Origin of the sequence: Candidatus Portiera aleyrodidarum BT-B-HRs (assembly GCF_000300075.1) — a bacterium.
Taxonomy (GTDB): domain Bacteria; phylum Pseudomonadota; class Gammaproteobacteria; order Johnevansiales; family Johnevansiaceae; genus Portiera; species Portiera aleyrodidarum.
Map to the genome: position 1 here is coordinate 267,194 of NC_018677.1, position 16,063 is coordinate 283,256.

Genomic DNA, 16,063 nt, shown 5'->3' on the forward strand with positions numbered 1-16,063 from the left:
GGAGGGATGGCAGAGAGGTTTATTGCATCGGTTTTGAAAGCCGACAAAAGTTTCTTACTTTTCCAGGGTTCAAATCCCTGTCCCTCCGTTATCTATACACATATTTTTAATAAACACTATATGTAGCCTTGGAAGGCTGGCAGAGGGGTTTATTGCACTTGTTTCGAAAACAAGTAATTTAATACACAAAATTCGTGGGTTCGAACCCCACGCCTTCCAACTTTAATACAAACACGTTTTTCTTTTTATAACTGTGTGTATATTTATTCTTCTTTATGTGGTTTATTATTATATAGTTTCTGATATTTGTGCTTTTTATGTTTTGATTTTATTTTATGATCTTTATCTCTTTTGTATTCTGTTTCTCCTCTCTTTGTATTATTTTATACAACATATACTATTTTTTAACTTATTTATGTGTTATAGTTTATTCTTTTTGTGGTTTTTTGTTATCTGATATGTATTTAGTTACTTAATGTTGTACTAGTTGTTAAAAGATCATAGGTAAGTGTTACTTAAGTTACAAGATAAAAGATCATAGGTAATATTAAAATATATAAAAAAGAACATAATAGGTGTTGTGGTAAATATTTAAATGATTTATGTTGAATGGTTAATAGTTTGATGTTGGTGTTAAATATTAAAAAGTTTGTTTGTAAGGTTGATTTTTTTTGATGGTAGGTTTTTATATAAAAGAAGTTAAGAAGAGATAGTTTGTGTTAAATGGTTCTATTATAGATTGTGATATGTTATGTGTTTCAGTTTGTTTGTATTTACTGTATGTTATTAGTTGATAAATTCGTGTTACCTGTTTAGTATATATATTATGTATTAGCTGTTTAGTAGTTATGTCTTGTGTGTTATGTGTTACTTTATAAGTTCTGTGTTATTTATGCTTTAAGATTTTGCTGTTATGCTTTGTTTAATTTAAATCTTTTTGTATTTTTATGATTAATGTTTGTTTTATGCTTTAAAAGTTGTGTGTTTGTTTTTTAGTGTTTATTTTGTAAATGTATTGTTTTTAAAAATATTTGTATTAGTCTTATGTTATGTTATGTTGTGTGTAGTGGTTGTAGTTAAGTAATTATGTTTTGTAGTTCTGTTTCATGTGTGTTTAGTAGTTTTTTATTGTTAATGTTGTGTATTACTTATATTAGTTGTAATTTATAAAATTTATTGTGATATGTTTTGAGTAAATTGCTCTTAGGTTATGTGGTTTTGTAATACTAGTTATGGGTTGTAGTTTTGAGTTTATGTCTTGTTGTTTGTTAAAAAAAAAAGGGTGTATAACGATAAGTAAATTTTGTATTAAAATTAAAAGTAAGTGTTTAGCTTATGCTATTATATGATTTTGAAATTGTAGTTATGTTTAATAATTAGTGTAAATTAGTTTTTGTTTGTTTTATAGAAAGTAGCTCTAATGCAAAATTTAAGTGTTTGTGGCTTAATTGTTATGCTGTATGAGAAAGTATAGCATTTACATAAATTAGTTGTGTTATAAAAGTAGGATGTATGTTATTAACGATAATGGGTTTATTTTTTAGAGGTTTATAATTTAATTATTTATATTTATTAAAGTTTGTTAAATTGTTGTATGTAGTAGAAAAGTAGCTAAAGTTTGTATGGAATTGGTAAAAAATTTACAGTTCAGTTCAGTTCAGTTAAAAAATAATAAGTTATAGAACACCACCATATATAAGCGTTAGGTTTTAAATTGTAAAAGTTTGTATTTACATATTAAGCTAATACGCCATATTTACAAAGGTTGTTGAAGGTATAGATCATTTATATTTAATAACGACAAATACAAAACTCTATACTAAATAACCGTTATTTTAATTAAAGTGTATTCTACACAAAACTACATTTTATCAACAACAATATAATTTACACCTGATTCTTTGACCAGACAGACAATTAAGATCAACACTACAATCTCAGATAGCAATAAACCTCAAAAATACAATCTCAGCCAGCAAAAAACCTCAAACTTAAAACTCAATACATATATCTTTTTATTTTATCTCACATCAACATATAAGAAAATTTTTATCTCAAATAGTATATTTAATGGATATGTACAACAAATTTTTAAATTATACAGTTAATTTTATATTCATATATAAAAAACTATTTCTTTATAATCATAAAAAGATATAAGTAAAACACAAACCTTTAACAGTTAATATCACATTTTACTACATCACACTTAACCTAAACTCATTCTTTACAACATTTTAACACATAACTCCTAATTATTTATTTTTTTAAAAAAACACACAATTAAAACATAAAAACTAATTTTTTATCACTCTATCATACACCTTCCACCTTTCCTCTTTCACAACTCACAACAAAACATCTAACCAGTCATATATTACACCTTTCTTCTTTTGTCTTATAACCTTTTACATCTCCTTTCTCTTATCTACCTTTTACAACTCACCTAATATCCAATAACTACTAACAAGTAACAAGTAACAAAAACAAATCTCTAAAACCTGCTACCCCCATTACTATCAACTACCTACAACTCACCTATTATCTTTAATACAACTCATCTAGTTTCTAAAATCAATTACTAACAAGTAACAACAACAAACCTCTTCTAACATCTATTCTCTAAAATCAATTACTAACCTCATCTAACAACAATTAACTCATCTATTCTCTAAATAACAACACATCCTTTTTTATAACTATTTTAAATTTTACAAAACTTATCTAACAACTTTTAAATCCTCTATAAATAATAACACATTTTCTTTATTTTCTTTTTCTATAACACATCTTTTAAGCAAACCTCTAATAAATAATTAATAACAAACAATCAACGCAACCATTAACAACTTATCCTCTAACCATTTACACAACTATCCTCTAATTAATAACAACTAATAAAAGCAACCATTATCATCTTTTATATAACACTATTTTATCTAATTTAAGCTACTTCTAAACATTAACAACTTAACCTCTAACAAACTAACCTCTAATAACTAACAGATAACCATTTTATTTATTACACCATCTAACATCTAACATCTAACCTAACACCTAACACCTCTAACAACTAACAAACAACAAACAACAAACTAACCTCTTTAACATCTTTAAAGCAACCTCTAATAACTAAACCTCTTACCATCATCACATAACCTCTTAAAATACAAACTACAACCTTTATCTTCTACCAACATTCCTCTTTTTAACAAACATCCTACAAACTCCAACATCTAATCTCTTAAACCACCAACTATTCCCTTTTCTTCTTTTTTTTTACAACACTAATTATAATTATGTACAACTTCTTTGTTATTAGTAAAATTTAACAACAATACAATTAAGAAACCATTATACAAAAAACAGTATTAATAGACAGAATACAACATCTAAAAAAAAAAATAATACAAATATGTAAAAAAAAAATATCTAACAGATAAAAAAAAAGAACAACAAATATACAACCTCTAACAAAGCAACCTCAAATCAAAGAAATAAAGATCTAAAAAATATAAAAAAATACAACATATAATAAAAATATTTAAAACAAAAAATAAAGAGAATAACAATAATATAACAATTGAATAAAAAAAATAACAACATAACAGATAATGTTAAAACACAAAAAGCAATAACGAAGAAAGCAAAACATAAAAAGAAAAAGTTTTAAAATAAAAAAAAAAAACAACAAGTATCTAAAAACAACATAAAGAAACATTAAACAATAACGATTGTAGTTTAAGTAAAATAATAAAGAAAGAATATTATTCAAACAAAAAGTATTAACAAAACCAATAAATCAAAACGAAACAAGAAATATAAATAAACACATTTTTAATAACTTGTACAACACATTTTAATAAATTACAAATATACATATCAGCAAACAGCTATAAAAAAAAAACATATAAAACATAAAACACAATTTTAAAAAGCATAAAAAATATAAATAAAAAAACAAAGACAAAAATAACAAGAGGTGATTTCCAGTATGAGACATAAACCTAGTTGGATAAAAATACGTGTTCCTCTATATAATGAAATTAATAATATAAAAAACAAAATAAGAAAAACATACTTACATACAGTTTGTGAAGAATCATCTTGCCCTAACATACTAAATTGTTTTAATGAAAAAATTGCAACCATTATGATCTTAGGAAATAAATGTACTAGAAAATGTCCTTTTTGTGATGTGTTGTATGGAAAGACAATTAAGATAAACTATTATGAACCTTTTGATATAATTAAAATACTTATTAAGTTAAAAATAAACTATATAGTTATAACTTCAGTAAATCGCGATGATTTAGAAGATGGAGGTGCTAACCACTTTTCAAAATGTATTGGTGCAATAAACCGTTTATATAAACATATAAAAATAGAAATTTTAATACCTGATTTTAGAGGTAAAAGTGATATTGCAATTAATATTTTAATTAAAAACAAACCTACTGTATTAAATCATAATATAGAGACTATACACAATTTATATTTGCAAGTAAAACCAGGTGCAACTTATGATATTTCACTTAATTTATTAAAACAAATAAAAAAATATTGTCCAAAAATAAAAACTAAATCAGGTTTAATGGTAGGAATTGGAGAAAACGATAAACAACTAATAAATGTTATTAAAGATATAAAAACAAATCAAGTAGATATTATAACTATAGGGCAATATATTGCACCATCGAATTTTCACTTGCCAATTAAAAGATGGGTTCATCCAACAAGTTTTTATTTTTATGCAAAACTATGTTATATTTTAGGTTTTAATTATATTGCTTCAGGTCCGTTGATAAGATCTAGTTATAAAGCAAAAAATCAAAATTATGGAAAAAACATATAAACTTCAAATACTTTCAAAATAACTATAAACTATATATTTGTCATAACTTTATTTATAACAACAAAACCTATAATTTATTTTTACAAGTTTAAAAACTAACAATATATATAAAAACTTTTACAAGTTCCTTTTTTTTTTATAAAATTTAACAAAACAAGTGTATTTTATTATTTGTTATTTGTTCTGATTTAGTAATTTTGGTTATCTTGTTCTGTTCTTTTTTTTTGATGTAGGTTTTTATTGAATTGTTGTTATTAAAAATATATGTTTTTAGCATTATGTTTTTATTGAATTGTTGTTATTTTTAACACTAATGTGTTTTTTTTATTTGAAAACCTAACCTTGCTTACTATATGTTGTGTTCTTTCTTATCTCTCTATTTAACTCTTATTTATTTTTATTTGTTTTATATATAATATAACATCTTCTTTATTTTTATTTTTTTTTGATCTTTTATTTTACTCTTTTTTGTACTTAGAGGATACGTTATTAATACTTGTGTTATGTTTTCTAACTATTTTATGTTTTATCTTTATCTTTATGTTGTATAATTAAAGTTATATAAAATTGTTAAGTTGTTTGATAGTATTCATTAGAGTTTATGCTTTTTTAGTATTTTGTTATCCGAAGTTGATGGCAATCGGCCTTATTATTTGCTTAATTGTTGTTTATTGTGGTTTTAATAACTGGTGTATATTCAGATTTTGTATTTAAGAACAGTATAAAATTGTTTAGATGTATGGTATATGATTAATTTAAAATTGTTATTTCTTTCTGTATTATTTTGGTTAAAAAAATGTTTGCTTCGTTAAAGTTTTGTTGCTGCTTTAGATCTTGATATTTGCTTTATGGTGGATTGTTTTGTGGTTTATGTTTTTAAAAGATGTAGATGCTTAGTTATTGTTATTTGTGTTTTTTGTTTACTGTATATATTGTTAGAATTTGTATCAGTGTTGTTTGTATTAGTGATTTGTTGTTGTTATAACGAAAACAGTTATATAAGATAAAAAAATAGTTGTATTGGTGTATAATTGTTGTAAAGTTAATTACCGTCATATTATATAAGATAAAAAAATGTTGTATTGGTGTGTAATTGTTGTAAAGTTATATCAAAAAGAGTAAAGAATTAGATTAATGGTTTGTTGTTTGTTGTTTGTTAAGGAAGTAAAAGAAATAGATTTGTGGTTTGTGGTTTGTGGTTTGTGGTTTGTTGTTTGTTGTTTGTTAGTTGTTAGTTGTTAGTTGTTAGTTGTTAAGGAAGTAAAAATGGAATTTGTGGTTTGTGGTTTGTGGTTTGTTCTTTGTTGTTTGTTGTTTGTTAGTTGTTAGTTGTTAGTTGTTAAGGAAGTAAAAGGATAAAAAAAAAGAAAGGTGTGTAATGTTGTGAGAAAGGTTATTTGATAAAGTATAAAGGTTATGACAAAGGCTGTTGTGAGAGGTTTGTTAAAAAAAGAAAAGTTAGGTTATAAGGACGGACGGATATAGAATATGAGAAAAATTGTTTTGTTAAGCAAATAGGTTATAAGGTATTATACATGTTGTGAGATACTGGTTGTTAACAAAAAAAAAAAAGTACGTCATATGTTGAATTAGGGTGTTAAGTAAGAATTTGTTATTAATTTATTAATTAAACGTGTTGTAAGAAATATTAAATAAAGTTGTGATTTGTGTTGTAAGATTTTGATTTTATCTTTATCTTTATTGTTATTGTTATTGTTAAGCGGATTTTATGAAATGTTGTTAAGCTATTAAGCTGAATTGTTGTAAATTATTATGTGGTATGATATTGTTAAAGTTTTTATTTTTAGCTGTTAGTTTCTTTGTGGGTAAGTATTTTGTTGTTAACTATTAGTTTTGTTTGTGTTTAATTTAGTTGTTAAATAGTAGTTTTTTTGTGCATTTGAAGTTTGTTGGTAAGTTGTGTGTATTGTTTGAAGTTAAATGTAAATGGAGAGAGAGGGATTCGAACCCACGATAGTATAACTATACTCCTTTAGCAAAGGAGCGCCTTAAACCACTCGGCCACCTCTCCTTATATAAAATCTATTGAACAATGTTATTTAGATTAAAAGTAGTATGCAAGACATGAAGTGCTAAATCCATATAGTCGTCAAAAACAAATATAGATAGTTTAAGCTCTGATGTAGATAAAAAAAGAATAATTATGCCGTGTTTTTCTAAGGTATACACAACGTTATGCAAAATACATTTATGAGAGTAGATCCCAACTCCAACAATAGAAATTATAACAGATTTATTATCGGCTAGAATGTGTCCACAAAAGTAAATACAAATATATTTTTGTATTGTGTGAAATAATAAATTATAATCAGATTTAGATATAGTAAAAGTTATAATAAATTGAGTGGTTAAGTTTTTTATATTTTGAATACAAATATCTATTTTGTGATCTGAAAAACAAATCAAAATGTTATAGCAAACATAAGGAAATACTTCACAAGAAACAATTACAGTAATGTTTTCAATATTACAATTATATGTAACTCCTGAAATTAACGGGTTTTCCATTTTCTTTTCTAAAAATGACCTCTTTTGAATTAGTAATGTACCTGGATTATTATCAAAAATTGATAAAAGTCTAACAGGCATATTAGATTTAACTGCAAACTCAACAGAGCGTATTTGTAATACTTTCGATCCTAAACTAGACAATTCTAACATATCTTCTACAGTAATATATGAAATTAAACTTGAGTTATTACATAGTCTAGGGTCTGTACTGTACACACCAGATACATCTGTATAAATTTGACATTCATCTGCGTTAATAGCAGTAGATATAGCCACAGCGGTAGTATCTGAACCGCCTCTTCCTAATGTTGTTATATTACCATACTTATCTATTCCTTGAAATCCTGCAACTACCACAACAATATTATTATTTATATCCTTATTTATTACTGAAGTATCTATATGTTGTATACGAGCTTTTGTATACACACTATCGGTAAAGATCGATAATTGTGCTCCTGTATAAGATTTTGATTTTACCCCAACAAGATTTAAAGCAATTGATAATAACGACATAGTTACTTGTTCACCTGTTGATAGCAAAACATCTAACTCTCGATGATTATATATATCGTTTATTGTTTTTTTTTTATACATTAGTTTTGCTAAACATAACAATCTATTTGTTTCTCCGCTCATTGCTGAGACTACAACAATAATTTTCTGTTGTTTTTTATAAAAGAAACTTATTTGTTTTGCAATGTTTTTTATATTTTTAATTGATCCCACTGAAGTACCTCCAAACTTTTGTACAATAATTCCCATTATAAACCTCTTTTAAATAAAAAAGTTTTTATATTTGTTTTTAATGTTTTAGTATATAACATATTAAAATTGTTTATACTAGTCTTAAGATATGAAACATTTGTAGTTGCATTATAAAAAATTGTTTTATTTGTTTGTAAAACTTGTTTAAAAAAAACACTATATGGTCTAAATTTTAAACAGTCATTCGTTATTTTAATAAATACGTTTATATTATGTTTATTTAAAACATAAACAATTATTATACTTTTATTTACTAATTTGTTTACGATGCTATGCAGTATTACAAACAAATCTTTTTTGTACTTACTTTTTATTTTGTATATTAAAAATTTATAACCAAAAAAATAAAACATTTTACTAAGTAATTTGTTTATTTGTTTTTGTATAGTTATTTGTTTAAACAAGTTAAACTCATCAAGAAGCACTTTGTTTTTATTTTTAAGATGTTTAATATTTTTTTTAACATTATTTAAACATAGATTGCTAGCAAACGATAAATCTTTTAGAGTTAATTTGTTTTTTAAAATATAACGAACAGCATTTTTATTAGTTACTGCCTCAATACGACGTATACCTTTAGATACACATTGTTCTGACATAATACAAAAACAACCAATATTTTTTGTGGTTTTGATGTGAGTTCCATTACATACGTCTATGGAATAACCTCCCTCTTTTCCAATAACAACTACATTTTTATGTTTTATATTTTTTTTTTGTTTAGATAAAAGTTTAATTAAAATTATATGTTGTTTGGCTATTGCACGATTTATTAACAGTTCAATTATAAATAAAATTTTGTTTGTCAACGGTTTATAAGATTTATATTCAAATATTATTTTATTTTGATTAATAAAAAATCCTTTTTTTATTAGTTTTTTTTTAGCCACTCTTTGTATTGTTACATTTAATAAATGTATAGCTGAATGAGCAACACTTATATTATAACGAATAATTTTGTCTATATAACAATTAACGTGTGTTGTATTTGAAAAATAACCTTTCAATAAAGTTCCTACATGAAAAAACAAAGAATTATGTTTAATCACGTTATATACTTTAAATTTTCCTAATTTATTATAAATATATCCTACGTCACTAATGACTTGCCCACCTTTTTCAAAAATAAAAGATGATATTTTTAAAATAATTGTTCCTTGTGTATTTTCGCTTATAAAGTTTATGTTTTTACCTTCTTTATTTAAGATTTTTTGTATTTTTGTTTTATAAAAATATATATTACTAAAAAAAAAGTTTTGAGTTATTATACTGTCCTTTATTGTATATAAATAAAACGATTAAGTTGTAATAATTCTTTTATCTCTTGCATATTATAAAACAATGTTTACTTTTAAAACACTTAATTTATACTTTCTTTTAACTTTTCGATGTTTATTATTTACTATCAAAATACAACTTTATTTTTTTTTATAACAAACCTTTTTTGCAACTTAAATTGTGTAGATCTTTTTTTTTAAAGCAATACAAAAAATTTTTTTTATTTCTATTAATAATAGCTAGTATATACTAACTTTACCGTTTTCACCCTGTTATATACTAACGTTCTTCTTCAAACTGCTTTACTACTATATAATAAACTATATATTTCAGCTAAGAGCTAAACTTTTTTATCTTTTAGCATATAACAAGTTTTATTTTGTTTGAATAATATATTAACTTTCTTCATTTTTTCTATAACAACTTTTTTATTTTGTTTGAATAATACATTAACTATCTTTATATTTTCTATAACAACTTTTCTAAAACCTGATTAACTATTTTAATCTTTTTATACAACGTATTTTTTTTAACAACTAATTAATGTATTTATTATTACATTAAACAATTTACATTTTTCCTTTAACGCTAATTGAAAACATTTAACAACAACTAGCTTTTAATTTAACCATAAACTTTTTTAAACCACCTAAGACTAAGAACCTAACTGTTTTTTATCTACAACGCATAACCTAAACAACCACAATACACCTACTGATTACAACTTTACACCTCTTATAATACAACATTGAAATATAGTAACTAAATACATAAAAAAATTACTGAATTATATTAAATTAATATAACAAAAAATTGATTTTACGCTAATAATAACACCAAAACAATACATAAAACACAAAAGTAAAGTATTGCTAACATCAAACAACTATTAACAAACACACCTTTTGCTTTTATTTTTATATATGTTTCTTACTATATACTAAATTGATTACAACAAACACACATATTTAGGTTGTTGTTTTATACAACTTTCATAATTTTTACTAAACTGTTAACAACAACTAACAACTAACAACTAACCACTAAACACTAACCACTAACCACTAACCACTAACCAACAACCAACAACCAACAACCAACAACCAACACAAAACTGATAACAACAAACGTATAAAAAATAACAAAACAAAAGTTTGTAAAAAAATAAACATACAGCTAATAAAAACAAAAAAGATATATTCTAAAACATACTACTTTTGTAGTAAACATAAAAAATTAAGTTTAAATTGTGTTATAAGCTAACAACTATATTTATTACTTTTGCATGTACGAAAATAAGTGTATGGATTTCTTTACAGTTCAGATAACCTTTTATAGATATAGAAGATAAAATAGTACTTGCAAACGTTTTTGTATGATAATTTAAAGGCAATTTAATTTCTTTACGTATTTTTCCATTAATCTGTGCTAACACAGTAAACAACTGACCTAACATGCAATGTTTATTATAACTAGGCCATTTTGCATCTATTACAGCATATGAGAACCCCAAAACTTTCCATAAAACATGGGTTATGTGAGGAACAATAGGGGCTAAAATTAGAATTATTGATTTCAAAGCTTCCCTTGTTACTGCCAAGCCGATAATACTACTGTCTATATCTATAAAGTGTAATACTAAGTTAGTTAATTTCATAACAGTTGATATTACAGTATTAAAGACATGTCTTCCAATCATATCTGAAGTAGCTTTTTTTATAGTTTTCTGAAGTTGTCTATATAAATTAAATTGGTCTGGCCTTAATGATGAGAGTTTTATTATGGTATGCTCTGAGCCTGAGATATATATATATGTATGAACTATATTCCATAACCGCTTAATAAACCTGCTGGAACCAATGATGCCAGATTCAGACCATATAAGTACTTGTTCCGTTGGTGCAGAAAACATAACAAACAAACGTAGAGTATCAGCACCAAATCTATTAATTAGAACATTAGGATCAATGCCGTTGTTTTTAGATTTAGACATTTTTTCAATACCGTTTCTTATAACAATTCCACCATCTCTTTTAACCGTTGGTATTATATTTCCGTTTTTTTTATCTTTTAACAAACAAACATCTAAAGGATTAAACCACTCTTTTATGCCAAAACTTTCTCTATAATATGTATAAGTTAAAACCATACCTTGAGTAATTAATTTTTTGAAAGGTTCATCACAATCAACCAATCCAAAGTCGCGCATTAATTTATGAAAAAAACGAGCATACATTAAATGCAAAATTGCATGTTCTATACCGCCTATATACATATCTACTGGTAACCAATAATTTACCCTTGCATCAAGAATTGAGTTGTTATTATCAGTACAACAAAACCGTGCGTAATACCAAGATGATTCTATAAAAGTATCAAAAGTTTCTGTGTCCCGCACCCATCCATTTCCTAACACGTAAAAAGACGGTATTTTTTTTAAATTAAATTTACTGTTCAAACAGCCATGTTTTGGTAAATATACAGGTATTTCTTCATCAGTAAGGGGCGTTTGTTTACCTGTTATACCGTATTTTACTGGTATAGGAGTACCCCAATATCTTTGCCTAGAAATGCCCCAATCACGTAACTTTAGTTTTTGTTTTACAACACCACTCTTATATTGTTTTATAAAATAAAAGATGTAATCAAAAGCTTCAAAACAAGTTATGTTGTTAAAAATACCTGAATTGATAATAAATCCAAAATCAGTATATGCATTTTTTGAAATATCAGGTACTTTACCATTTATATCAGAAACAACAGTCTTAAATGGCAATCCATAAGTGTTTGCAAAATCCCAATCTCTGTGACTGTGAGCCGGAACACCCATACTTGCCGTAGCACCATATTCAAAATATCTAAAACTAGAAACATATAAAGGCAAAATTTCATTTGTTATTGGATGTAAAACATTGTATCCAACATATAATCCAAGTTCTTTATTCTTTAATGTTGCCAATGAACATTTACCACAAAAAGTAAAAGTATTACAAAGTTTCTTTATTTGATAATTATATTGCGCAGCTAATTCAACTAAATGATGATCAGGTGCTAAAAGTATATAAGTAACGCCAAATAAAGTGTCTGGTCGTTGTGTAAATACTTTTAAGTAAGAGTAACAATTAGGTACAGAACCAATAACTTTAAATGACACTTCTATTCCTTTATATTTACCAATCCAATTAACTTGCATTTTTTTTACAGACTCTGGCCAATCAATATTTGCTAAACATCTCAAAAGTTCATAAGCGTAATCTGTAATTTTTAAAAACCAACTAGGAATTTTTCTGTGTTCTATTTTTGCACCAGACCGCCAACCAATACCGTTAATTACTTGCTCATTAGCTAAAATCGTCTTTTCTAGAGGATCCCAATTAATAATTGCGTTATTTTTATAAATAACGCCGTGCTCGATCAATTTAATAAAAAACCATTGTTCCCAGCGATAAAAATCTATTTTACAAGTTGTTATTTTCCTATCCCAATTATAAGAAAATCCTAAGCTTTTAAGTTGATTATACATATAGTAAATGTTTGAATTAGTCCAGTCAGTAGGAGAAACAATATTTTTTTTTGCAGCGTTTTCTGCAGGCATACCAAAGGCGTCCCACCCTATAGGGTTTAATACATTTTTACCTAGCATACGTTGTGAACGAGAAATAACATCACCTATTGTGTAGTTACGAACGTGTCCTATATGTAGATTGCCGCTAGGATATGGAAACATACATAAACAATAAAACTTTTCCTTATTAGGTATTTCTACTATTTCAAAACAATTGTGATTGTACCAAAAATTTTGAGCTTCTAGTTCAATTTTTTTATAAGAAAAAGGATACATCATAAATGTATATTTGTTTTGTTTAAATTTGAATATTCAATATTTTCCATGTTATCAGCATCAGTTACATTCTTATGATTATACCCGATTAAGTGTAATAAACCATGAACTATTATATGAGCACAATGAGCAATAAATGCTTTATTCTTTTTAAATGATTCATATAAAAGTAAAGTGGGAGTTATGACTAACTCACCTAATAATTGTATGTTAATTCTTTGCGAAAGAGCTTCATATGAAAAAGAAATTATATTTGTTAAAGAATTAAAACCACGATAATAACTATTTAAGCCAATAATTTCCTTATATTCAACAAAACGAATATTAAAAACAATATCTTTATAATGTTTATATTTTGGCTTTAAAAACGAACAAAACCAAGAACTTAGTAATGACTCATTTGGCACGATTTTTTTAATTGTATTATTTTTTATAAACTGCATATGTACGTATACACATTTTATTTTCTTTTTCATTTTTTTACTTTTTGCTGTTAGTTTATTTGTGTTTGAGCTTATATTTGTTTTTTTTGTTCTTATTTCTTTTTTTTTTACTTTATTATTATTTTTATGTGTTTTTTATCTGTTATATTTTGTGTTTATTTTTATGTAGTTTAAAACAATTTATTTATCTTTTTTATGAATTATGTTTTCTGTGCAATCTATATATGTTTTGTTGTGTGCTTTATGTTTTTTTTCTATATTTCTTACTCTTATGCTTTTGTTGTTATTTTCTTTATTCCTTAGAGTTTTATTTCTTATCTGTTAGATGCTTTTTTTATGTTGTTAGAGTTTTGTTGCTTAAAACTGTTATTTTTTTGTTATTTTGAGGTTAGTTATTTGATATTAGATGTTTATTTCTTTGTTATTTAGATTTTGTTATATTTTGTTAAGAGTTATATAGTTTTAGATTATATAGTGTATGTTATATGTTATTATTCAAAGTTTGTTATATGATAGCTGTTAGAATCTGATATTTGTTATTTAAATTAGCGGTTTGTTTAAAAGGAAATTCTCTTTAAGTTGTATTCTTTTATTATATTTGAATTAAGATTTTAGATGTTTATTCCTTCTATTTTTTTGTCTCTTTTAGTTTTTTATAGTTTTTGTTGTATTAATTTATGTTTTTAAGTATATTTAGAGTTTGTAGGTTTATTTATTAGAGGTTAGAAGTTAGATTTTTGTTTGTTAGAGGTTGTTTATTTGTTAGAGTTTAGTTTATTTTAGCGGTTATTTAGTAGAGGTTAGAGTTTTGGGTTTTAGAAGTTGTAGGTTAGCTTAAGTTGTTTGTTTATTAAAAGTGTTGTTGTTTTTGAATATAGTTCTTTCTTTAAATTTATAGAGGGTTAAATGTTTACTTTATAGAGGGTTAAATTGTTAGTTATTATTTGTTACTTGTTATTTGTCTCTTAAAATCATTTCTTTGCTTTATTTATTTGTAGGTTTAAAAGGCAAAGTAAAGTGTAATTCTGTTTAGACTACTTGATAATGTATTAAAACTTAAAAAGTTGTGTCTAATTATGTTGTTATGTAGATGGTTCAGCTGTTACGTTGTTAAATTTTAGATGTTTTGTCTAAATGCTATTATGTAAACTCTGATTGTGTTGTTATGTAGTTGTTCAGAAGTTGTTATAAAAAGGTGTATGTAGTTATGTATTGTATAATACAAAATATTATTATATTTACTTACTATTAATTTAAAATTGTTTGCTGTTGTGAACTTAGTGTCGTATATTATTATTTAATTGAATTAGAATTAGTTATATAAAAATGAGTAATTAAGTAGGAATAGTGAGCTGTATTGTTAATTATATATTATGAATAAATGTTTTGTTGTTACAAGAAAACGAAATGTTAAAATTAGATGTATGTTTAATTGAAGTTATGTAGTTGTGAAATAAAAAAGTAGTGTAAATATGTTAAGCTATTATGATGTTTAGATTGTATGAAGTTAAAACGTGTAGTAATAGGTTATGTGCTTATGAATTAAAGTTGTTATGTATTGTGTATATAGGTAAGTTGTAGTTAGTAGGAGTTGCAATGGATGCATGGTGTAAGTGAATTAATTTATATGATTTTTGTATAAAGTTTGTTGCTGTATAAAATAAAAAGTAAACAATAGGGGTATAATAATGTAATATGCTTAATGTAGTAATATCGGTGTTTGTTAATATGCTTGTTTATTGTTTTGGTTAAGTTTATATTAATTGATGGTTGTTTAATATGTTGAATAAAATAGTTATTGTTAATATATAGTATTAATGTTTGATAAAAAAAGTTATTAGAAAAATGTGTTTATTTGTTAGTGTATTAAGTTTATTTATGTTATTGGTTAAAAGTATAAAAAGGTATTAAAATCATTTAAATTAGCTGTGTTGTTCGGTTTCTTTTATAGTTTGTTTTCTTTAAAATTAGAGGTTTGTTATTCTTTTTCTATTAATTGTGTATTAAAAACTTATACGTTATTAGTTAATGCAAATTTGTACTTTCTTTTTTTTTTTTTATATTAATTTAGCTTTCTAGTCTTTAAATGTTTTTAAGAAAGTTTGTTAACTGTTGTATTCTTTAAAAAGATAGTTTATATGTTGTTTTATTATTACATTATTTATCAGTTTTGTATTAGTTATATGTAAAATATGTGCTTTATGTTTGTTTAAAGGATTGAAAATTTTTTTTGTTTATACATTTGTTATTTGTTGATGTTATCTTTTTTTATTTTGCTTTAGGTACTTTTCTGTTATGTGTTAAGTTTTTATTTTTAAACTTTTATGTGTATTTTTGATTAGTTTG

At 24.6% G+C, this 16,063-nt stretch carries 5 protein-coding genes and 3 tRNA genes; 3 read left to right on the forward strand and 5 right to left on the reverse strand.

Annotated features, from left to right (window positions below; all coding sequences use genetic code 11):
* The 3 genes from C530_RS01130 (at nt 1) to lipA (ending at nt 4,855) form a co-directional block, all read left to right on the forward strand.
* Nucleotides 1-88 (forward strand) — tRNA-Ser (locus tag C530_RS01130).
* A 42-nt stretch (nt 89-130) separates the two neighbouring features.
* Nucleotides 131-219: transfer RNA gene (locus C530_RS01575), tRNA-Ser, on the forward strand.
* 3,775 nt (nt 220-3,994) lie between these two features.
* Nucleotides 3,995-4,855, forward strand: a complete 861-nt coding sequence (gene lipA, locus C530_RS01135; RefSeq protein WP_014895120.1) for a lipoyl synthase — start codon at nt 3,995-3,997, stop codon at nt 4,853-4,855.
* Between the two features lie 1,948 nt (nt 4,856-6,803).
* Here the strand turns inward: lipA and C530_RS01140 are convergent.
* The 5 genes from C530_RS01140 to ybeY form a co-directional block, all read right to left on the reverse strand.
* A tRNA-Ser gene (locus C530_RS01140) sits at nt 6,804-6,887 on the reverse strand.
* Nucleotides 6,888-6,898: 11 nt separating this feature from the next.
* The gene (locus C530_RS01145; RefSeq protein WP_014895121.1) at nt 6,899-8,152 is read right to left on the reverse strand and encodes an aspartate kinase; all 1,254 of its coding nucleotides are present in this window, start codon (nt 8,150-8,152) and stop codon (nt 6,899-6,901) included.
* Entirely contained in the window at nt 8,152-9,435 is a 1,284-nt protein-coding gene (locus C530_RS01150) for an alanine--tRNA ligase-related protein (protein ID WP_320408503.1), read from the reverse strand. Before C530_RS01150 ends, C530_RS01145 begins: the two co-directional genes overlap by 1 nt.
* Nucleotides 9,436-10,685: 1,250 nt before the next feature.
* A complete protein-coding gene (leuS, locus tag C530_RS01155; protein WP_014895123.1) occupies nt 10,686-13,277 on the reverse strand; it encodes a leucine--tRNA ligase in 2,592 nt (863 codons plus the stop codon).
* Nucleotides 13,274-13,750 (reverse strand): rRNA maturation RNase YbeY, encoded by a 477-nt coding sequence (ybeY, locus tag C530_RS01160; protein ID WP_014943274.1) that lies wholly within the window; start codon nt 13,748-13,750, stop codon nt 13,274-13,276. The genes leuS and ybeY overlap by 4 nt, the downstream gene beginning before the upstream one ends.
* Nucleotides 13,751-16,063 lie beyond the last annotated feature (2,313 nt).